General features: G+C 72.1%; 30 protein-coding genes and 1 pseudogene. 18 read left to right on the top strand and 13 right to left on the bottom strand.

Annotation, left to right across the window (positions count from 1 at the left end; translation table 11 throughout):
* Positions 1–2 precede the first annotated feature (2 nt).
* The 3 genes from AUV07_RS10390 to AUV07_RS10380 are packed head-to-tail and all read left to right on the top strand — an operon-like array spanning position 3 to position 2732.
* Positions 3–980 carry a branched-chain amino acid ABC transporter permease gene (locus AUV07_RS10390; RefSeq protein WP_062635853.1) on the top strand — a complete coding sequence of 326 codons (978 nt, stop codon included), beginning with the start codon at positions 3–5 and terminating at the stop codon, positions 978–980.
* Complete coding sequence (locus AUV07_RS10385) at positions 970–1968, top strand: ABC transporter ATP-binding protein (protein ID WP_060923109.1); 999 nt, start codon at positions 970–972, stop codon at positions 1966–1968. The genes AUV07_RS10390 and AUV07_RS10385 overlap by 11 nt, the downstream gene beginning before the upstream one ends.
* Positions 1965–2732 (top strand): ABC transporter ATP-binding protein, encoded by a 768-nt coding sequence (locus AUV07_RS10380; RefSeq protein WP_062635852.1) that lies wholly within the window; start codon positions 1965–1967, stop codon positions 2730–2732. The genes AUV07_RS10385 and AUV07_RS10380 overlap by 4 nt, the downstream gene beginning before the upstream one ends.
* 65 nt (positions 2733–2797) lie before the next feature.
* Here AUV07_RS10380 and AUV07_RS10375 read toward each other — a convergent pair whose 3' ends face one another.
* From AUV07_RS10375 to groES, 3 genes are all read right to left on the bottom strand, one after another.
* Positions 2798–4054 (bottom strand): ABC transporter substrate-binding protein, encoded by a 1257-nt coding sequence (locus AUV07_RS10375; protein WP_062635851.1) that lies wholly within the window; start codon positions 4052–4054, stop codon positions 2798–2800.
* 144 nt (positions 4055–4198) lie between these two features.
* On the bottom strand, positions 4199–5131 hold the full coding sequence (gene rarD / locus AUV07_RS10370; RefSeq protein WP_062635850.1) for an EamA family transporter RarD: 933 nt from the start codon (positions 5129–5131) through the stop codon (positions 4199–4201).
* Positions 5132–5261: 130 nt separating this feature from the next.
* A complete protein-coding gene (gene groES, locus AUV07_RS10365; protein WP_017203655.1) occupies positions 5262–5558 on the bottom strand; it encodes a co-chaperone GroES in 297 nt (98 codons plus the stop codon).
* A gap of 150 nt (positions 5559–5708) precedes the next feature.
* On the opposite strand from groES, the gene AUV07_RS10360 reads away from it, so the two are divergent.
* Positions 5709–6914 (top strand): THUMP-like domain-containing protein, encoded by a 1206-nt coding sequence (locus tag AUV07_RS10360; RefSeq protein WP_062635849.1) that lies wholly within the window; start codon positions 5709–5711, stop codon positions 6912–6914.
* Between the two features lie 7 nt (positions 6915–6921).
* Here AUV07_RS10360 and AUV07_RS10355 read toward each other — a convergent pair whose 3' ends face one another.
* The 10 genes from AUV07_RS10355 to flgN are packed head-to-tail and all read right to left on the bottom strand — an operon-like array spanning position 6922 to position 15083.
* Entirely contained in the window at positions 6922–8115 is a 1194-nt protein-coding gene (locus AUV07_RS10355) for a hypothetical protein (protein WP_062635848.1), read from the bottom strand.
* Positions 8099–9172, bottom strand: a complete 1074-nt coding sequence (locus AUV07_RS10350; protein ID WP_157524006.1) for a hypothetical protein — start codon at positions 9170–9172, stop codon at positions 8099–8101. Before AUV07_RS10350 ends, AUV07_RS10355 begins: the two co-directional genes overlap by 17 nt.
* Before the next feature lie 11 nt (positions 9173–9183).
* Positions 9184–9672: a hypothetical protein gene (locus AUV07_RS10345; RefSeq protein ID WP_062635844.1), complete on the bottom strand. Its 489-nt coding sequence runs from the start codon at positions 9670–9672 to the stop codon at positions 9184–9186.
* Positions 9669–10757, bottom strand: a complete 1089-nt coding sequence (tsaD, locus tag AUV07_RS10340; RefSeq protein WP_062635842.1) for a tRNA (adenosine(37)-N6)-threonylcarbamoyltransferase complex transferase subunit TsaD — start codon at positions 10755–10757, stop codon at positions 9669–9671. Before tsaD ends, AUV07_RS10345 begins: the two co-directional genes overlap by 4 nt.
* Positions 10754–11242, bottom strand: a complete 489-nt coding sequence (gene rimI, locus AUV07_RS10335) for a ribosomal protein S18-alanine N-acetyltransferase (protein ID WP_062635840.1) — start codon at positions 11240–11242, stop codon at positions 10754–10756. Before rimI ends, tsaD begins: the two co-directional genes overlap by 4 nt.
* Positions 11239–11856, bottom strand: a complete 618-nt coding sequence (tsaB, locus tag AUV07_RS10330; RefSeq protein WP_062635838.1) for a tRNA (adenosine(37)-N6)-threonylcarbamoyltransferase complex dimerization subunit type 1 TsaB — start codon at positions 11854–11856, stop codon at positions 11239–11241. The genes rimI and tsaB overlap by 4 nt, the downstream gene beginning before the upstream one ends.
* Before the next feature lie 58 nt (positions 11857–11914).
* The gene (locus AUV07_RS10325) at positions 11915–12286 is read right to left on the bottom strand and encodes a flagellar assembly protein FliW (RefSeq protein ID WP_062635836.1); all 372 of its coding nucleotides are present in this window, start codon (positions 12284–12286) and stop codon (positions 11915–11917) included.
* On the bottom strand, positions 12283–13164 hold the full coding sequence (flgL, locus tag AUV07_RS10320; protein ID WP_060923324.1) for a flagellar hook-associated protein FlgL: 882 nt from the start codon (positions 13162–13164) through the stop codon (positions 12283–12285). The genes AUV07_RS10325 and flgL overlap by 4 nt, the downstream gene beginning before the upstream one ends.
* Positions 13165–13177: 13 nt before the next feature.
* Positions 13178–14587: a flagellar hook-associated protein FlgK gene (gene flgK / locus AUV07_RS10315; protein ID WP_062635834.1), complete on the bottom strand. Its 1410-nt coding sequence runs from the start codon at positions 14585–14587 to the stop codon at positions 13178–13180.
* A gap of 13 nt (positions 14588–14600) precedes the next feature.
* The gene (gene flgN, locus AUV07_RS10310) at positions 14601–15083 is read right to left on the bottom strand and encodes a flagellar export chaperone FlgN (protein WP_025104341.1); all 483 of its coding nucleotides are present in this window, start codon (positions 15081–15083) and stop codon (positions 14601–14603) included.
* Positions 15084–15301: 218 nt separating this feature from the next.
* Here flgN and AUV07_RS10305 point away from each other — a divergent pair, with 218 nt between their 5' ends.
* From AUV07_RS10305 to AUV07_RS17820, 14 genes and pseudogenes are all read left to right on the top strand, one after another.
* Positions 15302–16105, top strand: a complete 804-nt coding sequence (locus tag AUV07_RS10305; protein WP_062635832.1) for a sigma-70 family RNA polymerase sigma factor — start codon at positions 15302–15304, stop codon at positions 16103–16105.
* A gap of 81 nt (positions 16106–16186) precedes the next feature.
* Positions 16187–17017, top strand: coding sequence for a flagellin N-terminal helical domain-containing protein (locus AUV07_RS10300; protein ID WP_062635831.1), 831 nt, complete (start codon positions 16187–16189; stop codon positions 17015–17017).
* Positions 17018–17105: 88 nt separating this feature from the next.
* On the top strand, positions 17106–18494 hold the full coding sequence (gene fliD, locus AUV07_RS10295; protein WP_025104344.1) for a flagellar filament capping protein FliD: 1389 nt from the start codon (positions 17106–17108) through the stop codon (positions 18492–18494).
* A gap of 2 nt (positions 18495–18496) precedes the next feature.
* Positions 18497–18883: a flagellar export chaperone FliS gene (gene fliS, locus AUV07_RS10290; RefSeq protein ID WP_062635829.1), complete on the top strand. Its 387-nt coding sequence runs from the start codon at positions 18497–18499 to the stop codon at positions 18881–18883.
* Positions 18880–19176, top strand: a complete 297-nt coding sequence (locus AUV07_RS10285; protein WP_062635827.1) for a hypothetical protein — start codon at positions 18880–18882, stop codon at positions 19174–19176. The genes fliS and AUV07_RS10285 overlap by 4 nt, the downstream gene beginning before the upstream one ends.
* A gap of 112 nt (positions 19177–19288) precedes the next feature.
* The gene (gene flgB, locus AUV07_RS10280) at positions 19289–19630 is read left to right on the top strand and encodes a flagellar basal body rod protein FlgB (RefSeq protein WP_025104347.1); all 342 of its coding nucleotides are present in this window, start codon (positions 19289–19291) and stop codon (positions 19628–19630) included.
* Positions 19627–20022, top strand: coding sequence for a flagellar basal body rod protein FlgC (locus tag AUV07_RS10275; protein WP_025104348.1), 396 nt, complete (start codon positions 19627–19629; stop codon positions 20020–20022). The genes flgB and AUV07_RS10275 overlap by 4 nt, the downstream gene beginning before the upstream one ends.
* A gap of 41 nt (positions 20023–20063) precedes the next feature.
* A complete protein-coding gene (gene fliE, locus AUV07_RS10270) occupies positions 20064–20324 on the top strand; it encodes a flagellar hook-basal body complex protein FliE (protein WP_051582258.1) in 261 nt (86 codons plus the stop codon).
* Positions 20324–21946 (top strand): flagellar basal-body MS-ring/collar protein FliF, encoded by a 1623-nt coding sequence (gene fliF, locus AUV07_RS10265; protein WP_062635824.1) that lies wholly within the window; start codon positions 20324–20326, stop codon positions 21944–21946. The genes fliE and fliF overlap by 1 nt, the downstream gene beginning before the upstream one ends.
* Entirely contained in the window at positions 21943–22947 is a 1005-nt protein-coding gene (fliG, locus tag AUV07_RS10260) for a flagellar motor switch protein FliG (protein WP_062635821.1), read from the top strand. The genes fliF and fliG overlap by 4 nt, the downstream gene beginning before the upstream one ends.
* The gene (locus tag AUV07_RS10255) at positions 22937–23545 is read left to right on the top strand and encodes a FliH/SctL family protein (protein ID WP_062635819.1); all 609 of its coding nucleotides are present in this window, start codon (positions 22937–22939) and stop codon (positions 23543–23545) included. The genes fliG and AUV07_RS10255 overlap by 11 nt, the downstream gene beginning before the upstream one ends.
* Positions 23542–24834, top strand: a complete 1293-nt coding sequence (locus AUV07_RS10250; RefSeq protein ID WP_062635817.1) for a FliI/YscN family ATPase — start codon at positions 23542–23544, stop codon at positions 24832–24834. Before AUV07_RS10255 ends, AUV07_RS10250 begins: the two co-directional genes overlap by 4 nt.
* Positions 24831–25253, top strand: coding sequence for a hypothetical protein (locus tag AUV07_RS10245; RefSeq protein WP_025104354.1), 423 nt, complete (start codon positions 24831–24833; stop codon positions 25251–25253). The genes AUV07_RS10250 and AUV07_RS10245 overlap by 4 nt, the downstream gene beginning before the upstream one ends.
* Positions 25250–25801, top strand: a pseudogene (locus AUV07_RS17820) (hypothetical protein); the annotation flags it as partial. The gene AUV07_RS10245 and the pseudogene AUV07_RS17820, both read left to right, overlap by 4 nt.

Here is a 25801-nt window from a genome sequence, read left to right as displayed (position 1 = left end):
GCATGGACTTCGGAAGCATCTTCGGCAACACCGCCTCCTACCTGTTCAGCCCGACGACGATCGCCTACGCGCTCGCGGCCACCGGCCTCGCGGTGCACTTCGGGTACACGGGTCTGCTCAACTTCGGCATGGCGGCGTTCATGGCGATCGGCGGCTACGGCTACGCGATCTCCATCCTCACCTTCGGATTCCCGTGGTGGCTGGGCGTGCTCGTCGGCCTGACCGGCGGTGCGCTCTTCGCCCTGCTGCTGGGCATCCCGACCCTGCGGCTGCGCGCCGACTACCTCGCCATCGCGACCATCGCGGCCGCAGAGGTCGTGCGCCTGATGTTCGTCACGGAGCTCTTCAAGGACTGGACGAACTCCGCGGGCGGTCTGTCCGGGTACCACCAGAGCTTCCGCGACGCCAACCCGTTCCCGCCGGGGACGTACGGCTTCGGCCCGTGGACGTACAACGCCAACGACCTCTGGGTACGGGTGTTCGGACTGCTCACCCTCGCTCTGACGATCCTCGTGGTCTGGGCGCTCATGCGCAGCCCGTGGGGCCGGGTGCTCAAGGGCATCCGCGAGGATGAGGACGCCGTGCGCTCGCTCGGCAAGAACGTCTTCGCCTACAAGATGCAGGCCCTCGTGGTCGGTGGCGTGATCGGTGCGCTGGGCGGCATCGTCTTCGTCCTGCCGTCGGCGGTCATCCCCGGCAGCTACTCCACGTCGCTGACGTTCTTCCTGTGGACGATCCTGCTCCTCGGCGGCGCGGCCACGGTGTTCGGCCCGACGCTCGGCGCCGTGCTCTTCTGGGTGGTGTTCGCCTTCCTCGGCGCGCTCCTCCCCGCGATGGCCACGGCCGGCTACCTGCCCATGACGAGCGCTCAGGCCGACGTGGTGCGCTACATCCTCATCGGCATCGTGCTGATGCTGATCGTCGTGTTCCGCCCGCAGGGCATCCTGGGGAACAAGAGGGAGATGACCTTTGTCAAGTGAGAACGACGCGGCCGTCACGCCCGCGAAGAGCGCTCCCCGCGCGAAGACCACCGGCCTCGCCGCGGGTCCTGCCGCCCCCGGAGTCAAGAAGGTCGACCCGATCCTCGTCGTGGACGCCGTGCAGCGGCGCTTCGGCGGCCTGACCGCGGTCGACGTCGATCACCTCGAGATCCCCCGCGGCGCCATCACGGCGCTCATCGGCCCCAACGGTGCCGGCAAGACCACGCTGTTCAACCTCCTGTGCGGCTTCGACAAGCCCAACAGCGGGACGTGGTCCTACGACGGCAAGAACCTGTCCGGCATCCCGTCGTTCAAGGTCGCCCGGATGGGACAGGTGCGCACCTTCCAGCTCACCAAGTCGTTGTCGCTGCTGACCGTGCTGGAGAACATGAAGCTCGGCGCGAAGGACCAGCGCGGCGAGGGCTTCTGGGCGGGCCTGTTCCCCTTCCTCTGGCGGAAGCAGGAGCAGGAGATCGAGCAGCGCGCGCACGAACTCCTCGTGCGCTTCAAGCTCGACGCCAAGGAGCAGGACTTCGCAGCGTCGCTCTCCGGCGGTCAGCGCAAGCTGCTGGAGATGGCCAGGGCCCTCATGAGCGACCCGAGCCTCGTCATGCTCGACGAGCCGATGGCCGGGGTGAACCCCGCCCTCACCCAGTCGCTCCTCGATCACATCCTCGACCTCAAGGACCTCGGGATGACCGTGCTCTTCGTGGAGCACGACATGCACATGGTCCGTCACATCGCCGACTGGGTGGTCGTGATGGCTGAGGGGCGTGTGGTGGCCGAGGGGCCGCCGGAGACCGTCATGGAGGACCCCGCGGTCGTGGACGCCTACCTCGGTGCGCATCAGGACGTGGACCTCGGTGCCGTCACCGGCCGTCTCCCGGTGATCTCCGACGCCGATGCGGAGCGCATCCGCGAGCAGATCGAGACGGAGGTCGAGGCCGAGGTCGAGGCCGAGGACGCCGCCGAGGAGGACAAGGCATGAGCACCGCAACCCCCGCCGAAAGCGCCGCCCGGCCCGATGATGTCGTCGTCGAGCTCAAGGACGTGCACGCCGGCTACCTTCCGGGAGTCAACATCCTCAACGGCGCGAACCTCGTCGCCCGCCAGGGTGAGCTCATCGGCATCATCGGCCCGAACGGCGCCGGGAAGTCGACCCTCCTCAAGGCGATCTTCGGCATGGTGAACGTCCGCGAGGGCGACATCACGGTCAAGGGCGAGAGCATCGTCGGCCTCAAGGCCGACAAGCTCGTGCGCCGCGGTGTGGCCTTCGTGCCGCAGACGAACAACGTGTTCCCGTCGCTCACCATCCAGGAGAACCTGGAGATGGGCCTCTACCAGAACCCGAAGATCTTCGCGGAGCGGCTCGAGTTCGTCAGCAGCATCTTCGCCGAGATCGGCAAACGCCTGAAGCAGCGTGCCGGCTCGCTCTCCGGCGGTGAGCGGCAGATGGTGGCCATGTCCCGCGCGCTCATGATGGACCCCTCGGTGCTGCTGCTCGACGAGCCGTCCGCCGGCCTCTCCCCCGTGCGGCAGGACGACGCCTTCATCCGCGTCTCCGACATCAACAAGGCGGGCGTCACGACGATCATGGTCGAGCAGAACGCCCGGCGGTGCCTGCAGATCTGCGACCGCGGCTACGTGCTCGACCAGGGCAAGGACGCCTACGAGGGCACCGGCCGGGAGCTGCTGAACGACCCGAAGGTCATCGGCCTCTACCTCGGCACCCTCGGGACCGACGCGGCCTGAGACACGGCCCAGGAACGACGAGGGCCCCGGATGCCGACGCATCCGGGGCCCTCGTCGTCGCTGCGTTACTTGATGCGCGAGGTGACGTTCTCGGAGTCGAACTCGTAGACGCCGATGGCAGCGCCCTTCGGGTCGTTGTTCTCGTCGAACGTGATCTCACCGGAGAGGCCGTCGTAGTCCGGCGTGCCGCCGTCGTTGATGATCGCGGCGCAGTCGGCGAAGTTGTCGCACTTCTCGCCGTCGCCGTCACCACCGGAGACGGTGATCATCTCCGCGGCGATGTCCGGGCCTTCGACCGAGCCGGCCTTCAGCGCGGCCAGAGCGATCAGCACCACCGCGTCGTAGGCCTCGGACGAGTACGTCACGGCGTCGATCGGGTCGTTGCCCTCGGCCGTCCAGACCGCGTTCAGCTGGTCGAGGAAGTCCTGCGGAAGCTCGGCGCCGGCGCGGGTGCCCTTCGAGCCCTCGAGGCTGATCGGGATGTCGGTACCCCAGTCCTTGAGGTTGCCGTCGACGAGGTACAGCGAGCCCGTGTCCACCCCGGCGTTGCCGAGCAGCGGAGCGATGGTCGCGAACTGGTCGTAGGAGACCACGGCGACCGCATCCGGATTGGCCGCAGCGATCTCCGAGACCTGCGCGTTGAACTGACCGTCGCCCTGGTTGTACGAGGCGTCGGCGACGACCTCGCCGCCGGTGCTCTCGAACGTGGCCTTGATCGCCTCGAACAGACCCGTGCCGTAGGGGTCGTTCTGGTAGATGATGCCCAGCGTCTTGTGGCCGTCCTCGGCGATCTCGTTGCCGAGGACCTCGCCCTGGAGGTTGTCGCTCGGGGCGGTGCGGAAGTACATCGGGTTGATGCCCGTGAAGTCCGGCGAGGTGTTGGACGGGGACACCGTCAGGATGTCCGCGCCCGCGTTGCCGTCGAGGATGAGCTTGGTGACGCTGGAGGACGCCGCGCCGATCATGGCGGTGATGCCGTCGTTGCGCAGGTTGGTGATGGAGGTCTCGTAGGCCTTGTTGTCGAGGTCGCCCTCGTCGGCCGTGCTGAGGTCGATCGTGATGCCCGCGTCGGCCTCGTTGATCTGGTCCACGGCGAGCTGGACGCCGGCCTCCATCGGCGCGCCCAGGAACGCGAGCGTACCGGTGGCGGGCAGCAGTGAGCCGAGCTTGAGCGTCAGGTCGGCGGCGGGCTTGTCGCCACCCCCGTCCGACGGCTCCGCGTCCGGCGTGCTGCTGCAGCCCGCGATGATGAGGGCGGAGGCGCTGACCAGCGCGATCCCGGCGAAGATCCTCGCGCTGCGCGAGCCCTTCAGTGCGTTCATGATGCTCCCTTGCGTAAACGAACGTGGACGGTGACCACAGTCGGGTGCTCTAACACTAGGGCGTGCACCCCGCGCGCAGGAGGGGCAAGTATCTCGGTGCGTTAACGATCCAGGACCGCTGTTTCCGCCTGTGGGCGGGCGGGATCAGGGCACCGCCGCGGGGGTGTCCCGCCGGCCGCGCCGCGCGGCGAGCAGCAGATCGACGACGAAGACCCCGATCGCGATCCACACCAGGACGAACCCGATCCAGCGCTCCGGCGGCATCGGCTCGTGCAGCACGACGACCCCGATCACGAACTGCAGGATCGGGGTGAGGAACTGCAGCATGCCGATGACGGTGAGATCGACGCGACGCGTGCCGGCCGCGAACAGCAGCAGGGGCACGGCCGTCGCCACTCCCGCGAACGCGAGCAGCACGGCATGCGGCCAGCCCGCAGTCCCCATGGTCAAACCGGCCGGCGTCGTCGCCACGATCACAAGCTGCACCACCGCGATGGGGATCAGCCAGAACGACTCGAGCGTCAGCCCGCTGACCGCGTCGACGGCGGGGCCGATCTTCTTCTTGAGGAGCCCGTACAGGCCGAAGGAGGCCGTGAGCGTCAAGGCGATCCAGGGGACGTGGCCGTACGCCACGACGATAACCACGACCGCGATGGCCGCGATCCCGACGGCCGCCCACTGCAGCCGGCGGAGGCGCTCCTTGAGCACGAAGACGCCGAGCAGAACCGTCGTGATCGGGTTGATGAAGTAGCCGAGCGCCGTCTCCACCACGTTCCCGCTCAGCGTGCCGAGGACGAAGACCTGCCAGTTGACGTAGATGAGAAGGCCGGCCAGGGCCGTCCACCCCAGCAGCCGCGGACTCCGGACGATGGCGAGGAAGGCGGCCCATCCCCTCATGACCGTGAGCAGCAGGAGGCAAAAGACGAAGGAGAGCAGCACCCGCCAGGCCACGACCTCCCAGGGACCGGTGGGCTGCAGGAGGAGGAAGTAGAGCGGCAGGACGCCCCACAGCAGATACGCGCTGCCGGCGTAGGCGACGCCCGCCGTCCGGGTGGCGCGGGTCGTCTCAACAGTCACCGCACAACCCTATGCCTGCGCCGCCGGGCGACGCGCCGTCCGGGGCGCAGAAGAGGGCCCGGATGCCGAAGCATCCGGGCCCTCTCCGGACCGGGTTCCGTCCGGCGAGCGGAGGGAACCGGGTGTGCGATCAGCGGACGACGACCGCCAGGACGTCGCGAGCCGACAGGACGAGGAACTCGTCCGCGCCGAACTTCACCTCGGTGCCGCCGTACTTGCTGTAGAGCACGCGGTCGCCGACGGCGACGTCGAGCGGAACGCGGTTGCCGTTGTCGTCGATACGGCCGGGGCCGACCGCCACGACCTCGCCCTCCTGGGGCTTCTCCTTGGCGGTGTCGGGGATGACCAGGCCACTCGCGGTGGTCTGCTCGGCCTCGACCTGCTTGATGACGATGCGGTCCTCGAGCGGCTTGATGGAAACCGACACGGTCTACCTCTTCTTTCTTGACGCTGACACGAAAGACTCGTTCGCACTCTCAACCCGAGAGTGCTAATGCCAGTGTAGGCGGTCGGCTGGCACTCATGCAATGCGAGTGCCAACCCCGATCCGGCGGCGACCGCGTCCTAGGGTGGGAGGGTGGAGATGTCCGAGCTGCGCGCCCTGCTGACCCCTGCCGGCCTCGAGCTGCTCGATGCGCTCGGGCCGGTCACCTCCACCGCCGAGGCGGCGACCGCGGTCTCCCGACTGCGGGCCGCCGGACACTCCCCCGACCTCGTCTCCGCCGTCGTCGGCCAGGCGCACCTGCGAGCCAAGGCCACGGCGAAGTTCGGCCCCTTCGCCGCCCGCATGCTGTTCACCCGCGCGGGCCTCGAGCAGGCCACCCGCCTCGGGGTGGCCGCCCGCCACGCCCAGCGGATCCGCCGGGCCGGCCTCACGAGTGTCGCCGACCTCGGCTGCGGGATCGGCGGCGACGCCCTCGCATTCGCCGGCGCCGGACTGGCGGTGCACGCCGTGGATGCCGACGAGGTGACCGCGGCCCTCGCCGCCTACAACCTCGCCCCGTTCGGCGACGACGCCACGGTGCGCCACGCGACCGCGGAGGAAGCGCTCGGAGAACCGATCCCCGGCCAGGCGATCTGGATGGACCCCGCCCGCCGCACCTCCGGGCACAGCGAGACCCGGCGCGTCTCCGCCGACGACTACTCGCCGTCGCTCGACTGGGCGTTCGCCGTCGCCGCGCAGCGCCCCACCGGGATCAAGCTCGGCCCCGCCCACGACCGCGACGCCCTGCCCGCGGACGCGGAGACGCAGTGGGTCAGCGCCGACGGGAGCGTGGTCGAGCTCGTGGTGTGGTCGCGCGAGCTCGCGAGGGAAGGGGTGCGGCGCTCCGCCCTCGTCATCCGCGGCGAGCGCTCGCACGAGCTCACCGGATCCGCGGATGCCGAGGATGCTCCGGTCCGTGCGCTCGGGGCCTTCCTCCACGAGCCGGACGGGGCCGTCATCCGGGCCCGGCTCATCGGCGACGTCGCCCGCAGCCTCGACGCGGGGATGCTCGATCCGCGCATCGCGTACCTGACCTCCGACGCCGCCCTGACGAGCCCGTTCGTGCAGTCCTTCCGCGTCCGGGAGGCGCTGCCGATCACGCCGAAGACGATCAACGCGGCCCTGAAGGCCCACGGCATCGGCCGCATCGAGATCAAGAAGCGCGGGGTGGACGTCGATCCAGCGGCCTTCCGGCGCAAGCTGACCCTGCGCGGCGACGCCGAGGCGACCCTGATCCTCGCCCGGTTCGGCGATCAGCGCCGCGCGATCCTCGCCGACCGGGTGCCCGCCGCGGACTGAGTGCCCGTCAGCCCTGCGGGTCGCGGCCCGGGATGTCGACGCGGATCGGATCCCCGGGCGGCCCGGTGGTCACGAGGTAGGAGTCGCCGGAAAGCGTCCTCGCCGCGGTCGATGCGGTCGTCACGGTGAGGTAGGGCACCTGCCTGCGGGTGAACGCCACTTCCAGAACGGAGACGGAGAGGACCTCTCCCGATGTCTGCTCGGTGTCCACGACCTGCACGCCGAGGCCTGTCTCGATCGCCTCCGACATCGCCGCGCACTGCCGTGAACCGTCGACGTCGACGATGAGGCATCGCTGAGTGGGGCCTTCCTCCGACGCGCGGTCACCGAGCCAGACCGGCTGCCCCCGGAAGGACCCGAGGAGCGTGAGACCGAGCGTGTAACCGTCGTCGATCAGCTCCTTCGCCCTGGGGCGGTCCTCGGCACCGAACTGGTCGACCAGTGCCGAGGACTGCCCCCAGCGCTGGATGCTCACCATCGGCTCTTCCGTGGTGGAGAACAGCATGGTCGCGGTGATGCTGTCCACGGCGTAGGCATCTCCCTCGTCGGCTGCCGCCGGCCCGGGCACGGCGATCGAGGCGTAGAGGCCCGGGGCCACTTCTCCCTTCGGCAGACACGTAAACGCGGAGTCGGCGCCGGCATCGAGGATCAGACACCGCGTCTCCCCGGCGTCCTGCGTGGCGAACCAGGCGAGAGCCCCCTCCGCCTCCCCCACAGGGCGGACGGATCCGGGGTCGTAGCCCGAGTCGGCGAGTTCGGTCCGCCGGTCCTCCTGCGCCTCCGTCAGAGGGAACGCGTCCGACCGCGGGGCGAACAGCGCCCACCCGGCCCCCACGCCGATCGCGAGGAGAGCCGCCGACGCCACGAGTACCTTCGCGAGACCGCGGCGGTTCGCGGCCGGTGCCTCGGACGCCGAGACGTCCTCCGGATTCTCCGGCGCGGCGTCTTCCGCGACCGGCTCGCCCTCCGGCGCCGGGAGAGCGTCCGCGACCTCCTTCCCACCGCCGGGGTCCGGGGATGCGGACGTCGCCGGTTCCTCGGACGCGGACAGGGCTGCGCGGCGACGCTCCGCCTGGAGCTCCTGCAGCCGGAGGGCCGCGGCAGCGTCGAGCCCGCCGTCACGGCCGTATGCCGCACGCTCCAGTGCCCTGCGCTCCGCGTCGTCGGCTCCGGACTGCGGTCGGTCAGTCTCCTCCCGCACCGACGTCGCTCCCTTCTCGGATGATCGTGAACGACGGCAGTCCGGCTCCGGTCGGCAGCTCGTAGGTCGTCACTCCCCCGGTCTCCGCATCGGTCACCTGCAGTCGCAGCCGCCCCTCGTGCTCCTGCAGAGTCTCACTCTCCTCGCAGGCCATCGGCGCGTCGGACGTCGACCCGTCGTAGACGAGGCAATGCCGCCCCACCCCCTGCGCAGACGCCGTCCACACGGGGACGTCGCCGTCGTATCCGACGATCCAAATCGAGTTCGGGTCGAACCCCTCCTCCGCCAGGCGTCGGGCGGTGCGGGTCTCTTCCTCGGTCGCGTAGGTGATGCCGCTGCCGCGGTCCGACCCGAACTCCGAGACGCCGACGCTCACCGCGGGCTCCCCGTCGCGAGTGAGAAGGAGCTGCGCCGAGACCTGCCTCGTGATGTCCTCGTCACGGTGCGTCGTCACCTCGCCCCACAGCCCTTCCTTCTGGACGTCTTCGCGCCGATTGCAGCTCGGCGTCGTGCTCTCCGCCGATCCGAGGACCAGGCAGACGCTCGCTCCGCCGTTCTTCGTCGCCATCCAGATGACCGCGCCCTCCTCCGCCGCGACGGCGCGCACCGATCCGGGGTCGTACGTCCCGGAGGCGACGAGCTCGGACTGCCATCCCTGCTGCTCGGCGCTGAGCGCGACGGCGGCACCGCCGGTCCGGCCGAAGGCGAGCCACCCGATGCCGACCCCGAGGAGGACCATGACGACCGCGGCGAGCACGAGCATCCCGCGCGAACGAGCCCGCGCCTCCCTCAGGGCCGGGCCGTCGGTCCGGGCGGCGCCGTCCGTGGGCTCTTCGTCCGGCACCACGGGAGCGTCGTCTCCTGTCGGAGTCTCGCCGTCGTCCTGGACGGTGGCGACGGACTCCCGGGAGGGCGTGCTCGGTCCCGGAGACGGACGCCGCCGAGCATCGTCGAGCTGTCGCAGGCGCGCGGCCTCCGCGTCCGTGAGGCCTCCGCCGGGGCCGAAGGCCTTGCGCTGCAGGGTCCTGCGCTCCTCGACATCGTCGTCGTCCGTCATGACCATCCCGCCTAGCCGAGTCTCTCGAACTGCATCCCCGCCCAGACCAGCCATCCGAGGCTGTACACGGTCGCGCACAGCCCCAGCACGAGCGCCCAGCGGGCGATCGCGCGGTTCTCGACGGGGCGACGCAGCGACATGATGGCCGCGATCACCGCGACGACCGCGACCGGGATCCCCCAGCCCACGAAGAACGATGCGCCGAGCGCGACGATCGCCGCAAGCAGCGCCCACGGCGCCAGCCGCGTGTCGTCCACGGGCACGGGCTCGGGCTCGGACGCCGGCTCCCACGCGTCCTCCTCCCCGTGGTCGAGGTCGGGCCCGCTGACGACCACCGGCTCGATGCCCACCGGACCCGTCGGGAGCTTCGTATAGCCCTCCCGAGGAGCTCCGGGAAGGCGCGCGGTCCCGGCCGGGCGCTCGACCTGCCCGCTCGCGCGCTCGACCCGCGCACGGGGCGCGGCCCCGTCGGGTTCCGGTTCCTGCGCGAGCCCGGTCACGCCGGCACCGCCTCCGCGACCTGGATCTCCGTGACCGGCAGCGTCGAGTCCGCGCCGAAGCCGAGCGTCGAGGCGGGACGCCCCGATGCGATGAGCTCGGCGGCGAGCGCGGCGATCATGGCGCCGTTGTCCGTGCAGAGGGACAGCGGCGGGATGCGCACGGTGACCCCGGCCTCGGCGGCCCTGGACAGCGCGACCTCGCGGAGCCGGCGGTTCGCGATCACACCGCCACCCAGGAGCAGCCGCGGCACCCCGAGGTCGGCGCAGGCGTTGAGCGCCTTGGTGACGAGGACGTCGACGACGGCCTCCCGGAAGCTCGCGGCGACGTCGGCGATCGGCAGCTCGCGCGCGTCGGCGCCCGCGGCGGCGTTCTCCGCCTCGAAGCGCTCGACCCAGCGGGCGACAGCGGTCTTCAGCCCGGAGAACGAGAAGTCGTAGCGATGCTTCGCGAGGTCGGAGGCACGCGAGAGCCCGCGCGGGAAGCGGATCGCGTCCGGGGCTCCGCCGACGGCGGCCCGGTCGATCTCGGGGCCGCCGGGATACGGCAGGGACAGCAGTCGGGCGACCTTGTCGAACGCCTCGCCCGCGGCGTCATCCACGGTCTCGCCGAGCAGCTCGACATCGGTCGTGAGGTCGCGCACGTGGAGCAGGGACGTGTGGCCGCCGGAGACCAGCAGCGCGATCGTCGGGTACTCCAGCGGCGCCGCATCCGGGGTGAGGATGTCGGCCGCGATGTGACCCACGAGGTGGTTGACCGCATACAGCGGCTTGTCGAGGGCGACGGCGAGTCCCTTCGCCGCTCCCACGCCGACCATGAGCGCTCCGGCGAGGCCGGGGCCGCTCGTCACCGCCACCGCATCGAGGTCGGCGAGACGGACGTCGGCCTCGGCGAGGGCGGCGTCGATGGCCGGCTGCAGGGCCTCGAGGTGCGCGCGGGCGGCGACCTCCGGTACGACGCCGCCGTACCGGGCGTGCTCGTCCATGCTGGAGGCGATCGTGTTGGACAGCAGCGTGCGCCCCCGCACGATGCCGATGCCGGTCTCGTCGCAGCTCGTCTCGATGCCGAGCACCAGGGGCTCACTCATGCGGTCGCCTCCTCCGGCGTATCGGCGGGCGCCGGGTGGCGGCGCAGGTCCAGACGCATCACGATCGCGTCGACGTCGTCCGGCTGATAGTAACGGGGGCGCCTGCCGATCTCCTCGAAGCCCTCCGCGCGGTACAGCCCCTCGGCCGCCGGGTTGTCGGCGCGCACCTCGAGGAACACCTCGTGCGCGCCCCGGGCGGCAGCCGTCCGCAGCAGGGCACGCAGCAGCGCGCGCCCGCGTCCCTGCCCCCGGACCTCGGCGAGGAGGGCGATGGTCTGGATGTCGGCGTCCGCGCCGCCCTGCAGGGCTCGGACCCCGCCGTAGCCGACGATCGCCCCGTCCAGCTCGTCGACGAGGTACCGCCCGTGCGGGCTCGCCAGCTCGCTCGCCATGGTCTCCCGGCTCCACGCGTCGGTCGGGAACGAGCGCTGCTCGATGGCCATGATCGCGTCGAGGTCGTCCGGCCGCGCGTCCCGGAGGGTCATGCGCCCACCTTCTTCGGGGCACCGGGCAGGGTGACGTCCGGATGCCGCAGGTAGAGCGGTTCGTCGGCGGCGAGCGCCCGGCCGGCGGCGAGCGCCCGCGCCCCCACCCGGGCGAGGTCGACCGCGGACAAGGTCGCCACGTCCACCCGGCGGAGGCCCGCGAGATGCTCGTCGGCGTCGGCGGCGCGCACGAGCACCGTGTCGGCGATCGTGCGCGGGATCCCGTCCTCGTCCTGCCCGTCGAACACGGTGACGGCGACCTCGCGGCGGCGGGCGTCGGTGACCACGGCGAACGGCCCGGTCACGGTGGCCTGGATCGTGAGAGCGGCCGCCGTGTGGCTCGGGACCGGGACGACCGGGACACCGCGGCCGAGGGCGAACGCCCGCGCGGTCGCGATGCCGATGCGCAGCCCGGTGAACGGGCCGGGGCCCATTCCGGCCACGACGTGCGTGATGCCGTCGGACCCGCCCTCGCGGAGCACGTCGCGCACCAGGTCGCCGATCACCTCGGCGTGGCCCAGCGGGTCGGCGGTACCGGCCTCGGCACGACGCGTCCCGTCCGGGTCGATGAGGGCGACGGCGGTGCCAAGGGAGGTGTCGACGGCGAGGATCACCTCTCCAGGGTAGTCGTCACCCCGCCCGTCACGCCCGGTGCCGCGGCCCCTGCGCGGGTCAGCCCAGCGGCGCCCGCACGGGGTAGTCCTGGCCTTCGAGGATGACCTGCGTCGCCGCTCCCGTCGCCCGGTTCACGACGACCGGCGCCAGCAGGTTGACGCTGACGCCCTCGGCGGCGGGGTGGGCGACCACGAGCACAAAGGCGTCGTCCGCCGAGGAGAGAGCGAGATCGGCGACCTGCGCGTCCGTGAGGGTCGGCGCGTACTCCGTGAGGACGGTGTTCGGGTCGACCAGGTAGAGCCGCAGGGCGTCGTCCTCGACCGCCCGCATCGCGAAGAGCCCGTCCGCGCCCTCGACCGGTGCGAGGGCGAAGTCCACATGGGGGGACAGTCCGGGCGGCGGGGCCGTGAAGGTGAGCGCGGCGGTCATCGCAGGAAGTCCATCAGCGACGGCTGCAGCACGCGCGCGTTCACCGCGAGCGCCGAGCGGTACACGAGCTCCTGCGCCTGCAGGCGGATGAGCACCTCGACCGAGTCGACGTCCTCGACCGCGGCGCGGCGGGACTCGAGGGACACGGAATTCTGCACTGCCGCCTCCTTGGCGCGTTCGATCTGAGCCTGCCTGGTGCCGACCGCGCCCTGCACGCCCAGCATCGCCGTGCGGCGGTCGTCGATCTCCGCGAGCCGTGGCCCGACGTTGGTGCCGGAGCGGAGGTCGGCGACGATGCGGTCGACGAGGGCGAACACCGAGTCGTCGCCCGTGCCGAACACCGCCGCCCCGTCGGTGTCGACGCGGACGGCTGCCGCATCGGACACACGTCGCGTGACCTCGGAGCCGGCGACACCGCTGTACGAGTAGTCGGCGGCGAAGGCCGCCGTGTCCGAGGTACCCGCGAACACGGACCGCCCGAGCAGCCGGGTGTTCGCCTGCGAGAGCAGCTCATCGCGGATGCCCTCCAGCTCCACCGCGAGGGCCTCCTTCGCCGCGGCGTCCAGCGCCCCGTCGTTCGCTCCCTGCGCGGTGAGGTCCCGTACCCGTGAGAGCAGCGAGGTGCTCGAGGTGATCGCCGTGTCGGCCGCGGTCACCCACGCCAGGCCGTCGTCGATGTTGCGCGCATACTGCTCGGTGCGCCGCTGCTCGGCGTGCAGGGCGAGGGCGGCTGCGGCGGCGGCCGGATCGTCCGAGGGCGCGGCGAACGCCTTCTGCGACGTGGCCTGCTCCTGCAGACGGGCGAGCTCCGACAGGTTGGACTGCAGCTGGCGCATCGCCGTCTGCGTCATCGTGGTCTGGGTCACGCGAGAGATCATGGGGCTCCTCCGGTCAGCGTCCGACGACGCCCGTGCGGTTGATGAGGACGTCGAGGGCCTCGTCGACGGCGGTGAGCACGCGGGCCGCCGCCTGATAGGCGGTCTGGTAGGTGAGGAGGCTGATCGTCTCCTCGTCGCCGTCCACGGCCGCGACCGACTGCTGGGCGCCGGCGGCGCCGACCGCCGCCGCATCCGACACCTTCGCACGCTGCACATCGGCCGCAGTGGCGACGCCGAAGCGCGTCACCTGGTCGGTCCACAGCGCATCCGGAGAGGTCGCCCGCTGCCCGATCTGGGAGATGAGGTCGGCGTTGGTCGCGTCCTTGGAGCCTGCTCCGCGGGCGGCGAGGGCCAGGTCGGCCGCCGAGGTGACGGCCACCTGCAGCCCGAGCGCGGCGGAGCCGGTCGCCGGCAGCGTGAAGAAGTCGCCCCCGGCTTGTCCGGACGTCGTGACACCGGCGCGGTGCTGCGCGTTGAGCGACTCCGCGAGCGCCGTGGCCACCCGGTCGTACGTGGCGGCGAGCTGTGCCAGCATCCCGCCGTCGGCGGCCGGGGCGAGCACCGCGAGCGAGCCGCCGAGCTCTCCGCCGTCGAGCACGAGGGGAAGATCCGGCACCGACTCCCAGACCACGCCGACGCGAGGTGCGCCGTCGATCGTCGCCGCACCGGTCAGGGCGAGGCGACGCGCGTCGCCCCCGGAGACCAGGGCGTTGCCGCCGAGGCGGACCGTGAGCGTGCCGTCCGCCTCCACCGTCGCGGTGCCGCCGGCGAGCCGGGCCACGTCCTCGGCGAGCAGGTTGCGGCGGTCGGTGAGCTCGTTGGCCGAGCGGCCCGAGGCCAGAGCATCGCGGATCTCGGTGTTCAGCACCGCGATCTGGTCGGCCGCGGCGTTGACCTGGCTGACGGTGCGCTCGGCCGTTCCGCGTGCGGCCGTCCACTGCGCGGCGACGGTGCGATAGCCGCCGGAGATGTGGGCGGCGAGCTCCTTCGCCGACTCCAGGATGCTCGCGGCCGCGGCCCCCGAGTCGGGAGTGTTGGCGAGATCCTGCCACCCCGCCCAGAAGTTCGTCAGCCGGTTCGCGAGGCCCTTGTCCGTCGGCTCCGCGAGCGCCGACTCGGCGGTCGTCGCGGCGAGCGCGCGGGTGGCCCAGTAACCGGAGGCGCCGAGGGTGTCGCGGACGCGGGCGTCGAGCAGCGCGTCGCCGAGGCGGGACACCCCGTCGATGGAGACGCCGTGTCCAGGGAGCGCGCCCATGCTGAAGCGCCCCGTCTGCGCGACGGCGGCGATCGAGGACGTCTCGACGCGCTGCCGCGTGTACCCCTCGGTCTTCTGGTTGGCGATGTTCTGCCCCACCACATCCATGCCCCGCCGGGCGGCGGCGAGGCCGCTGGCGGCGGTGGTCAGTCCACTGAAGGTCGACATGAATCCCTCTCGGTCACATCTCGGTGTCGATGATGCGGGCGGCGTCCTCGCGGGCGCGGTCGCCGCGGGTGGTGTATTCGCCGCTCTCCTGGCCGAGAGCGGCGATGGTCTCCTGGGTGGCGCGGAGCACTCCGCTGAGCTGCTCCGCGGCGGCGTCGCGCATCTGCTCGACCTCCGCCGTCAGCTTCACGAGCGCGCGCATGTGGTCGGTGAAGACGTCGCCCCAGGCCCCGTCCGGGGCGTGCTCGATGAGCTGGCCGATCGTGGCGTCCTGAGGAGCCCCCCACTCCTCGGCGACGCCGGCGACCTCGACGGCCCTGGCCAGGCTCGCGGCGCGCAGGCGGTCGAGCACCTGATCGATCTCCCTGGCCGCGAACTGGATCCAGTGCGACCGGCCGGCGGCGAGCAGCAGCTGTTGCTCGTCGAGCTTGAAAAGCAGCATCTCGAGCAGCTCGCGCTCGCGCCACAGCTGCATCGATAGTTCGTTGGCTCCCATGATCCCCTTGTCCCCAGCGATCCCCCGCCCCACGCAGGTGCGACCGGCCCGCCTGTTAACGGTTCATAAATCTCTATCGGCCACCGCGCCCCTAAGGTTACTATGTGGACTGGCGGCGGTTAGTGCTCCCCATGGACATATCCCGGACCTTGTGATATGACCATCTACCCCTCGCCATGGAGCTTCCGGAGTGCATCCAGAGAGGTGGATCATCCCCCATGTCGTCGCGCGCTGAGCGCAACCGCCTCGTCGAGGCCAACCTCCCCCTGGTCGGCTACCTCGCTGCAGACACCCATGCTCGGGCTACCCATATCCCCCGCGAAGAGCTCGCCGCCGTCGGCGCGCTCGCCCTCGTGACCGCCGCCGACGCCTATGACCCCGCGCTCGGCGTCCCTTTCGGCGCATACGCCCGCCGCCGCATCCTCGGCGCGTTCGCCGACGAGATGCGCGCCATGGACTGGGCGTCCCGCGGCATCCGCAAGCGCATCAAGGAGACCGTCGCCGTGCGCGACACCCTCACCGCCGCCCTCGGTCGCACGGCGACCGCCACCGAGATCGCCACCGCCATGGGCTCCCCCAAGGAGGCGGTCGTGGAGGCCCTCGCCGACGCCGCGCGCACCGTCGCCCCGCTCGACGACCCCGCCACCCGGGACCTCGTCGCCGACATCCCCCTGCCGGAGGAGTCTGCGCTGGTCGGCGAGCGACGAGAGGTGCTCGAGCACGCCATCGGCGCCCTGCCCGAGCGCATGCGGCGCATCGTCGTGGCCGTCTACGTCGAGGAGCGCCCCGTCAAGGAGATCGCCGAGGAGCTGGGCGTCACCCACTCAGCCGTCTCGCAGCAGCGGGCGGAGGCCGTGCGCCTGCTCCGCGATGCCCTGGATCGCTACTTCGCCGAGGGCGGCACCGAGACCACGACCACCACCCGCGTCTCGCCCGCCGCCCGCGACGCCTACTTCGGCCGCATCGCCGAGGCCGCCGGCGTCCGGATCGGCGACGTCTTCCGCGCCGCCGCCCCCGCCTAACGCGTCCGCATCCTCCGCCGATAGGTGAGGGCAGGAGACCACGGATGGTCTCCTGCACAACACATCACGGAGGAAACCCTCATGGGTATGCAGATCAACACCAACGTGGGCGCGCTCAACGCCTACCGCAACCTGTCCAACACGCAGAACGACCTGTCGAAGTCGCTCGAGAAGCTCTCGAGCGGTCTGCGCATCAACCGCGCTGCGGACGACGCCGCCGGCCTCGCGATCTCCGAGGGCCTGCGCTCGCAGGTCAACGGCCTGAACGTCGCGGCCCGCAACGCCCAGGACGGCATCTCGGTCATCCAGACCGCAGAAGGCGCCCTGACCGAGGTGCACTCCATCCTGCAGCGCGTGCGCGACCTGACCAACCAGGGCGCGAACGACTCGAACAACGCGAAGTCGCGCGAGGCCATCCAGACCGAGATCGGCGCCCTGGCCGACGAGCTCACCCGGATCGCCGACAGCACGAACTTCAACGGCATCAAGCTGCTCTCGGGCGGCACGACGCTGACGTTCCAGGTGGGTGCGGGCGCGGTCGCCGCCGAGGACCAGATCTCGGTCAAGCTGACCGACTTCGACGGCCTCGGTGCGGCGATCGACACCCTCGCGGCCGGCATGACGGACGCGGCGTCGTACGGTGCGGCGCTCGCCGGCATCGACACGCAGATCCAGGCGGTCTCGACCGCACGTGCCGGCTACGGTGCGCTGCAGAACCGCTTCGAGTCGACCATCAACAGCCTCAACGTGTCGGCCGAGAACCTCGCCGCCGCCGAGAGCCGCATCCGCGACACCGACATGGCGTCCGAGATGGTCAAGTTCACGTCGGCGAACATCCTGTCGCAGGCGGGAACGGCCATGCTGGCCCAGGCCAACCAGGCCAACCAGGGCGTGCTCCAGCTGCTGCGCTGATCCGCGCCGCCGCACGGAATCACTCCGGGGGTCCGGGTGACGGCTTCGGCCGTCGCCCGGGCCCCGCCGCACACAGAAGGGAAGCCGCATGTCGCTCTCGCTCGACGGCCTCGTGTCGGGGCTCAAGACCACCGAGGTCATCAAGGCCCTCATGGACGTGCACGCCATCCCCCGCACGCTGCTCAAGGCCAAGATCGACGACAAGAACGTCGTCATGACGCAGCTGCGCACCCTCAACACGGCCGTGCAGAACCTCGCCGCCGCCGCTGAGAAGGCCGCAGCGCCCGGCGGTCTCGACCGCTTCACCGGCAGCGCGTCGTCCGAGTCGGTGAAGGTCGCCCTGCGCACCGGCGCGGCGCCCGTGTCGACCGACATCGTCGTCGATCGTCTCGCCCAGGCGCACACGGTGGTCTCCGCGTCCGCGAGCCGCTGGCCCGCCGACCCGCCCGTCCTGACGCTCGAGGACGCCACGGGGAAGCGCGTCCAGGTGCAGGCCGACTCGACGTCGATGCAGGACATCGCCCAGGCCATCAACGACGCCGACACCGGTGTCCTCGCCACGGCCGTCCCCGCCGGCAAGGATGCCGACGGCACCCCCGTCTACCGCCTGCAGCTCCGGGCCGAGGAGTCCGGAGAGGCGGGTCGCTTCCGCGTCTACGCGGGCGACCTCGCCGCGGTGGCCGCCGGCACCGCCACGGACGTGTCCACGGAGCCGGGCGCCGCCGTCATCGCCACGGGCACGGATGCGCAGCTGCGCCTCTGGGCCGGCACGGCGGCCGAACAGGTCATCACCTCTTCCGGCAACACCTTCACCGATCTCTTCGAGGGCGTCGACGTCACGGTCTCCACCGTCTCGACGACCCCTGTCACGGTCACCGTCGCCGTCGACGGCGAGGCCAGGACCAAGGCCTCCGGCGAGTTCATCGCCCTCCTCACCGACATCTTCACCCGCATCGACAACGGCTCGAAGGCGACGGTCGCCGCGGGACAGGGCGAGAAGACCACGCTCGGCGTCTTCACCGGCGACAGCACCATCCGCGGTCTGCGAACGGCCCTCGCCGACGCCGTGCAACACCCCGTGGACGGCGTCTCGCCCTCCACGATCGGCATCTCGACCGACATGTACGGCAAGCTCACGTTCGACGAGGAGAAGTTCTCCGAGGCGCTGGCGAAGGACCCCGCGGCCGTCGGCGCGCTCTTCTCCGCGGTCGCGGCACGCGTGGAGCAGACGGCGACCTCGTACTCGGACAAGTACGACGGGCTGCTCACCTCGCGGATCACGGGACAGGAGAGCGAGGTCAAGAGCCTCGGCGAGCAGATGGAGCGCTGGGACGTGCGCCTCGCGCAGCGCAAGGCGTCGCTGGAGCGCACGTACGCGCGCCTCGAGGTGATGCTGTCGCAGATGCAGTCGCAGTCGTCGTACCTCGCCTCCCAGATCAACGCGCTGCCGAGCAGCCGCTCCGGGTCGGACTCGTGAGCATGAACGCCGCCCTGCGTGCCCAGCAGCGGTACCGCGAGGACGCCATCCTGTCCGCCCCGCCGGAGCGCCTGGTCACGATGCTCTACGACCGGCTCCTGCTCGACATCGAGCGCGCCGAGACGGCGCAGCGGGCGGCCGACTGGACCGAGGCCAACACCCAGCTCCAGCACGCGCAGGCGATCGTGGCCGAGCTGTCGTCGTCCCTCACCGACGACTGGAGCGGCAGCGCCGGGCTGCGCTCGCTGTACGTCTTCCTCTCGCAGACGCTGATCGGCGCCAACATCGGCCGCGATCCGGAGCGCACGCATGCCTGCCGCGAACTCGTCGTGCCGCTGCGCGACGCCTGGCACGCCGCCGCCCTGGCCGTCGCGGAGGGCCGCGCATGACGGACGAGGACTGGGCCGCTCTGCTCGACCGGCTCGAAGCGGACGCCGACCGGATCCTGGCCGCGCCGGCGGGAGCCGTCGAGGTGCACGACATCATCCCCTGGGCGCCGCCGTCCTCCCCGCTCCCTCCGCACCTGGCCGATCGCGCCCGCGCGGTGATCGACCGGCAGCACGCCGCCATGGAGCGCGCCCGCTCCGAGCTCGAGGGGCTGCGGCAGCACCTCGGTGCCGTGCGGCGGGTGCCGGCGCCCCGCTCTCCCGATGCCCCCGCCTACCTCGACGTGGACGGGTGAGGAACCCTCCTAACGAAACCGCACGGACGGCCGACAGTCTCCCGAGAGCACGGATGGCTCGCAAGACTCGGCCAGGGAACGGCCACTTCACCCACACACGGGGAGCCGGTTCGTGTTCGACTCTGTGACCATCACCGCACTGACCAGTGCGCTGAACGGCCTCTCGCTGCGCCAGCGAGCCATCGCCGACAACATCGCCAACATCAACACCCCCGACTACCACGCCAAGCGCGTGCAGTTCGAGGCCGCGCTCGCCGACTCGATCGCCGCCGGTGACGGGGACGTGTCCGCCACGGTCGGGACATCGCTCGAGCCGACGCGGCTGAACGGCAACAACGTGAACCTCGACACCGAGACCCTGTCCAGCATCGACACCATGCTCCGCTATCAGTTCGCGACGCAGGCCGTGAACGGCTCGTTCTCCTCGATGCGCACCGCGATGAGGACGTCATGACCTTCGACGCCATCGGGATCGCCGGCACGGGACTGACCGTGCACCGGAAGTGGCTCGACGCCATCAGCGACAACATCGCCAACATCAACACCGCGACGTCGACCGACGGCGCGGCGTTCCGGGCGCGCTACATCCTCGCGCAGACCAGCGACCAGTCCCCCGGGGTCTACGTCGCCGGGACCGTCCAGGGCGACGCCGAGGGCAGGCTCGTGCACCAGCCCGACCATCCGCTCGCCGACGCCGACGGCTACGTGCGCTACCCCGACATCGACCTGGGAGACCAGATGAGCCAGCTGATCCTCGCGCAGCGCGGATACCAGGCGAGCGCGGCCATCGTGGACCGTGCCCGCACCTCCTACGAGGCCGCGCTGCAGATCGGACGGAACGCGTGAGCGCCGTCGCCGGCATCGAGGCCGTCGCCTCGTCCCTCGGCATGACCACCTCGCCCGTGACGGGCGCCAAGACCGGCGACGACACGGCCTTCGCGAACAGCGTCACCGGAGCCATCGACGAGCTGCGCTCGCTGCAGTCCGAGTCCGACACCTTGAAGGTCGCCGCCGTGACCGGCGACCTCGACGACATCCACGCCGCGATGATCGCCTCGTCGCGCGCCGCGGTCACCCTCGAACTCGTCGCCGCCGTCCGCAACAAGGGCGTCGACGCGTTCAACGAGATCATGCGGATGCAGGCCTGATGCCCCCGGCAGTGACCGGGGCGTTCCAGCGGATGCGGCGGGTGATCGCCGGATTCTCGCTCGCGCAGCGGACCATCGCCATCATCGGCATCGCCGTGCTCGCGCTCGGCATCATCGCCCTGTCCAGCTGGCTCACCCGCCCCACGTACACGCCGCTGTTCTCGGGGCTGAACGCCACGGACGCGAACGCCGTGGTGGAGCAGCTGCGCTCCGCCTCCGTCCCCTACGAGCTCGCCGACGGCGGCGCCACCGTGCTCGTCCCCGAGAAGGACGTCTACGACCAGCGGCTCGCCGCCGCGTCCGCCGGGCTGCCGAGCGCCGGATCGGCCGGGTACTCGCTGCTCGACGACATGGGCGTCACCACGAGCGAGTTCCAGCAGTCGGTCACCTACAAGCGCGCGATCGAGGGCGAGCTCGCCGCCACGATCTCCGCGATCGACGGCGTCTCCGCAGCCTCCGTGCAGCTCGCGATCCCCGAGGAGAGCGTCTTCGTGTCGGAGACCGTCGACGCGACGGCCTCCGTGTTCGTGGAGACCGCCGGACGCACGACGCTCGACCAGAAGCAGGTCGAGGCCATCGTGCACCTGACCTCGGCCGCCGTCAGCGGCATGAAGCCGGAGAACGTGGCCGTCGTGGACCAGACCGGGCGGACGCTGTCGACCGTGGGCGGCGGGGCCACCGGCGGCCTCGATCAGCAGGCGAGCGACTACGAGGCCCGCGTGGCCGCGAGCGTGCAGCAGATGCTGGACACCGTGGTCGGCCCGGGCAACGCGACCGTGACGGTGGTCGCCGAGATCGACCGCTCGGTGAACGAACGCGTCGAGGAGACGTACACGCCGGCCGAGGGCGCACCACCTCTCACCGAAGAGGTCCGCGAGCAGAACAGCAACGGCTCCACCTCCGAGGCCGGGGTCCTGGGTCCGGACAACATCGCCGTGCCGAACGGGAACGGAGACGGCACCTACCGGTCCTCCGAGGAGACGCGCACCAACGCGGTGAACAAGGCAACGGAGAGCACGTCCACCCCCGCCGGAAACCTGCTGCGACAGTCGGTGTCGGTCGCCGTGGACGCCGGCGCGGGCGGAGACCTCAGCTCCGCGCAGCTCAGCGACCTCGTCGCCACCGCGGCCGGCATCGACCGCACCCGCGGCGACGAACTCGCCGTCGAGCTCGTCGCGTTCAGCCAGACGGACGCCGAGGCCGCCCAGGCCGCGCTGCAGGCGGCGAAGGAGGCCGAAGAGGGCGCCCGTCAGGCCGCGCTCCTGAACACCGTCATCATCGCCGCCGCCATCGCCATCCCGCTCATCGCCGCGATCGCCGCGCTGATCATCCGGTCCCGACGGAAGGCGGCGGGCGTGGAGGAGTTCGACCAGCTCTTCGGTGACCGGCCCGCCGAGCTCGCCGCGCTCTCCGCCGACGCGCCGACGGCCGTGCTGGAGGCTCCGACCACCCCGCTCGCCTTCCTCGAGCCGGTGCCGGATCTCGACCCGGACCCCGAGCCCGAGCCCGCGCAGATCAGCCTCGAGCGCCGCCGTGCCGAGATCGACGCCCTCACCCGGCAGGACCCGCAGCGCACGGCCGAGCTGCTGCGCACGCTCATCGACGACAGGTCACGGGCATGAGCGGACTCACCGATCGGCAGACGGCCGCCATCGTCCTCATGAACCTCGACCGCGCGCAGGCCGTCGAGGTCATGAAGCACCTCTCGGAGACCGAGGCCGAGGCCGTCGCCGCCGAGATCATCGGGCTTCAGGACCTCGACGCGGAGACGACCGCCCAGGCGCTGGGACAGTTCCATCGCATCGCGGCCGGGCACCTGCCTCCCGCCCGCGGCGGGCGCGACATCGCCGCCGGGCTCCTGGAGGCCTCCTTCGGGTCGGAGCGGGCGGCCGCCGTGCTCGGCCGCGTCGGCTCCACGTCGATGAGCGCCTCGTTCGACTTCCTCGCCTCCGCCGACGCCGCCCATCTCGCCACGCTCCTGGACGGCGAGCTGCCGCAGACCGTCGCACTCGTGCTCGCGCACCTCCCCGCCGATCAGGCCGCCGCCGTGCTCGCCGCGCTGCCCGACCCCGCCCGGACCGACGTCGCGCAGGCCATCGCCACCATGGGCACCGCCTCCCAGGAGGCCATCGCCATCGTCGCCGACGCCCTCAAAGCGCGGACCGGCAGCCTCGCGTCGCGGGACAGCCCCGAGGTGCTCGGCGGCGTCGAGCCGCTCGTGGAGATCATCGGCCGCTCGGGGGCCACCATCGAGAAGGCCCTGCTGGCGAGCATCGAGGACCGCGACAGCGCCCTCGCGGAGGACATCCGCTCGCGCATGTTCACGTTCGCGGACATCGTCAAGCTCGACGACCGGGACACCCAGCGCGTGCTGCGGGGCATGGACATCCGGTCGCTGGCGCTGGCCCTCAAGGGCGCCCAGCAGCCGATCGTCGATCTCATCCGCCGCAACGTGTCCGAGCGCAACCGCGAGAACCTCGACGAGGAGGCCAGGACGCTGGGCCCCGTGCGCGTCTCCCAGGTCGAGGAGGCGCGGGCCGAGATCGTCCGCACGATCCGGGCGCTGGAGGCCGCCGGAGACATCACCGTGCAGCGGGCCGACGAGGACGAGTATGTCTACTGACGCCTTCGCCCCCGCCGCGTTCCCCCGGCTCGGCGGCTCGGACCACCGCGGGGAGCAGGAGCGCGCGCGCCGCCGCGGGTACGCCGAGGGCCACGCCGCGGGCTTCCGGGCGGGCACGGCCGACGCCGAAGCCGCGCACCGCGCCGCCGCGGCCGAGCAGGCGGAGCGGGAGCGCCATCGCGCCGAGGAGATGGCCGCCGCGGTGGCGGCCCTGCACGCCGCGGCACGCTCCTTGGCGGAGCGGGAGGCGGAGCTGGAGGCCGCCGCGACGACGCAGGTGCTCTCCCACGCGATCGACCTCGCGGAGCTCCTCCTCGCGGCAGAGCTGAGCGATGCGGGCGCCGCGGCGGCCGCTGCGGCCCGCCGCGCCCTGAGCGCGACCGCGCCGGCCGCAGTGCGCAGCCTCCGCGTCCATCCGGAGGATCTCCGGCTCCTCGCCGCCGAGACGGGAGACGACCTCGCCGCGTTCCCGCTCGTCGCCGACGACACCCTCGCCCGCGGCGACGCCGTGGCCGTGCTCGCGCACGGCGTCATCGACGCGCGGGTCGGGACGGCGTTCGAGCGTGCGCGCCGCGCCCTCGCGGAGGGCACGTCGTGAGCTCCTGGGCGGCGGTGCTCGAGGCGGCGCGGCCGGAGCGCATCGGCGAGGTCTCCCAGGTGCGCGGACTCAGCGTGCAGGTGCGCGGGCTCGACGGCGCCATCGGGGACGTGGTGACGCTCGACGGCATCGACGCCGAGGTCGTGGCGACGGGCGAAGACGGGCTGCGCTGCATGCCGCTCGCCCCGGTCGCCGGACTCACCGTCGGCGCCCCGGTGCGCGGCCGGGGCGGCCCGGTGCGCGTTCCCACCGGACGCGCGCTGCTGGGCCGGGTCCTGGACGGCCTCGGGCGTCCCATCGACGGCAAGGGTCCGCTCGCGGCGCCGCAGGTGAGCCTGGATCACGACACCCCCTCGATCATGGAGCGCGATCGCATCGACACCCCGCTCCCCCTCGGCGTGCGCGCGCTCGACACCCTCGTCAGCGTCGGCCGCGGTCAGCGCGTCGGGCTCTTCGCGGGATCGGGCGTGGGCAAGTCGTCGCTGCTGTCGATGATCGCCCGCGGCACCGAGGCCGAGGTCACCGTCATCGCCCTCGTCGGCGAGCGGGGCCGCGAGGTGCGCGAGTTCATCGAGGACGACCTGGGCCCGGAGGGACTCGCCCGCTCGGTCGTCGTCGTCTCCACTTCCGACCAGCCGGCGATGGCCCGCATCCGCGCCGCCTTCACCGCCACCCGGATCGCGGAGGCCTTCCGCGACGACGGGGCGCACGCGATCCTCATGATGGACTCGCTGACCCGCGTCGCCATGGCCCAGCGCGAGATCGGGCTCTCCGCGGGCGAGCCGCCGGCCACCCGCGGCTACCCGCCCTCCACCTTCTCGCTCCTCGCCGGACTGCTGGAACGCGCCGGCACCGACCGCACCGGCTCCATCACGGGCATCTACACCGTGCTCGTCGACGGCGACGACCACAACGAGCCGATCGCCGACGCCGTCCGCTCCATCCTCGACGGCCACGTCGTGCTCGACCGCGCCCTCGCCCTCGCCGGTCACCACCCCGCCATCGACGTCCTCGGGTCCGTGTCCCGCGTGGCCGGCAAGATCACGAGCCGGGAGCGCCGCGGACAGGCGGCCACCCTCCGCGCCGTGCTCGCGGCCCGACGCCGGGCGAACGACCTCATCGACATCGGCGCCTACCACGCCGGCGCCGACGCCCGTATCGACGCGGCGATCGCCCACGAACGGCCGATCTCGGCGTTCCTCACCCAGCCGCTCGACGAGACGAGCGCGATCGACGACTCCTGGGCCCGGCTGGAGAGCCTCGTCTCCGCCTTCGAGGGGGTCTCATGAGCAGAGGGTTCTCGCTCGCCGGTCTCCTGCGCGTCCGGGAGATCCAGGAACGCGCCGCCGCGCAGCGTCTGTCGCGCGCGGTGATCGACGCGCAGCACACCGAGGCCAGGGACCGGGCCCTGCGCGCGCACCTGGCCGGCACGGACACGGAGGCCGTGGACGTGCGTGCGCTCGCGGCGCTCGCGGCGGCCCGGGTCTCCGGCCGCGCGCTGCTGGCCGACCTCACGACGCTGTCCGCCCTCCAGCAGGAGACGGTCGCGGAGGCGCGGTCCGCGCACGCCGACGCTCGGCGCACGCTGCGCGGCCTCGAGCGTCTCGCGGACGGCCACGCCGAGGCGGTACGCGCCGCCGACCTGCACGCCGAGCAGGCGGAGCTGGACGAGATCGCCTCCCGCTCCCGGACGGAGGGCTCGGCATGACCGCTCTCGACCTCCTCGCCGCGCTGGACGTGCGCCCTCCGCGCTCCGCAGCCCCGGCCGGCCGCGGCGGCGCCCCCGGAGCCGCCGCCTTCGCCGACGCCGTGCGCGATGCCGCGCGGGAGACGGAGCCGGCCGGCCCCGCGTCGCCCGAGGACCCCGCGACCGACGCGGCCACCGGGAGCGACGGCACCGCGGCCGTTCCCGCCGACGGTGCCGTCGTCACGCCGCTTCCGCTCCCGGCCCCGTCGCCCTCGGGGTCGGTGGTCGCGCCGCCCGCGATCCCGACTGTCGTTCCGCCGGACGCCGGCCCGACGGCGGTTCCGACGCCGCCCGAGGGAGAGCAGACTCCGGCGACTGCGTCTCCGGCGGGTCCTGCCACCTCCGGCACCGACGCGCTCCCTCTGCCCGCCATCGACTCCGCCTCCCCCGCGGCGACGCCTCCTGGTGCGGAGGCGGTGCCCACGGCGGCCGCCATGGCACCGGTCGACGCACCGGTCGACGCCGGAACGGTCCGGTCGGCCCCCGCTCTCCCGTCGTCGGCCCCACCG

It is taken from the genome of Microbacterium sp. CH1, from assembly GCF_001595495.1.
Taxonomy (GTDB): domain Bacteria; phylum Actinomycetota; class Actinomycetes; order Actinomycetales; family Microbacteriaceae; genus Microbacterium.
This window is presented reverse-complemented; position numbering and strand designations above follow the sequence as displayed.

Bases quoted from the DNA above. Each gene is read 5' to 3' on its own strand.
- AUV07_RS10390 (WP_062635853.1), top strand. From the start codon at position 3: ATGGACTTCGGAAGCATCTTCGGCAACACCGCCTCCTACCTGTTCAGC.
- AUV07_RS10380 (WP_062635852.1), top strand. From the start codon at position 1,965: ATGAGCACCGCAACCCCCGCCGAAAGCGCCGCCCGGCCCGATGATGTC.
- AUV07_RS10375 (WP_062635851.1), bottom strand. From the start codon at position 4,054: ATGAACGCACTGAAGGGCTCGCGCAGCGCGAGGATCTTCGCCGGGATC.
- AUV07_RS10350 (WP_157524006.1), bottom strand. From the start codon at position 9,172: ATGACGGACGACGACGATGTCGAGGAGCGCAGGACCCTGCAGCGCAAG.
- tsaD (WP_062635842.1), bottom strand. From the start codon at position 10,757: ATGAGTGAGCCCCTGGTGCTCGGCATCGAGACGAGCTGCGACGAGACC.
- rimI (WP_062635840.1), bottom strand. From the start codon at position 11,242: ATGACCCTCCGGGACGCGCGGCCGGACGACCTCGACGCGATCATGGCC.
- AUV07_RS10325 (WP_062635836.1), bottom strand. From the start codon at position 12,286: ATGACCGCCGCGCTCACCTTCACGGCCCCGCCGCCCGGACTGTCCCCC.
- flgL (WP_060923324.1), bottom strand. From the start codon at position 13,164: ATGATCTCTCGCGTGACCCAGACCACGATGACGCAGACGGCGATGCGC.
- flgK (WP_062635834.1), bottom strand. From the start codon at position 14,587: ATGTCGACCTTCAGTGGACTGACCACCGCCGCCAGCGGCCTCGCCGCC.
- flgN (WP_025104341.1), bottom strand. From the start codon at position 15,083: ATGGGAGCCAACGAACTATCGATGCAGCTGTGGCGCGAGCGCGAGCTG.
- AUV07_RS10305 (WP_062635832.1), top strand. From the start codon at position 15,302: ATGTCGTCGCGCGCTGAGCGCAACCGCCTCGTCGAGGCCAACCTCCCC.
- AUV07_RS10300 (WP_062635831.1), top strand. From the start codon at position 16,187: ATGGGTATGCAGATCAACACCAACGTGGGCGCGCTCAACGCCTACCGC.
- fliD (WP_025104344.1), top strand. From the start codon at position 17,106: ATGTCGCTCTCGCTCGACGGCCTCGTGTCGGGGCTCAAGACCACCGAG.
- fliS (WP_062635829.1), top strand. From the start codon at position 18,497: ATGAACGCCGCCCTGCGTGCCCAGCAGCGGTACCGCGAGGACGCCATC.
- AUV07_RS10285 (WP_062635827.1), top strand. From the start codon at position 18,880: ATGACGGACGAGGACTGGGCCGCTCTGCTCGACCGGCTCGAAGCGGAC.
- AUV07_RS10275 (WP_025104348.1), top strand. From the start codon at position 19,627: ATGACCTTCGACGCCATCGGGATCGCCGGCACGGGACTGACCGTGCAC.
- fliE (WP_051582258.1), top strand. From the start codon at position 20,064: ATGACCACCTCGCCCGTGACGGGCGCCAAGACCGGCGACGACACGGCC.
- fliF (WP_062635824.1), top strand. From the start codon at position 20,324: ATGCCCCCGGCAGTGACCGGGGCGTTCCAGCGGATGCGGCGGGTGATC.
- fliG (WP_062635821.1), top strand. From the start codon at position 21,943: ATGAGCGGACTCACCGATCGGCAGACGGCCGCCATCGTCCTCATGAAC.
- AUV07_RS10255 (WP_062635819.1), top strand. From the start codon at position 22,937: ATGTCTACTGACGCCTTCGCCCCCGCCGCGTTCCCCCGGCTCGGCGGC.
- AUV07_RS10245 (WP_025104354.1), top strand. From the start codon at position 24,831: ATGAGCAGAGGGTTCTCGCTCGCCGGTCTCCTGCGCGTCCGGGAGATC.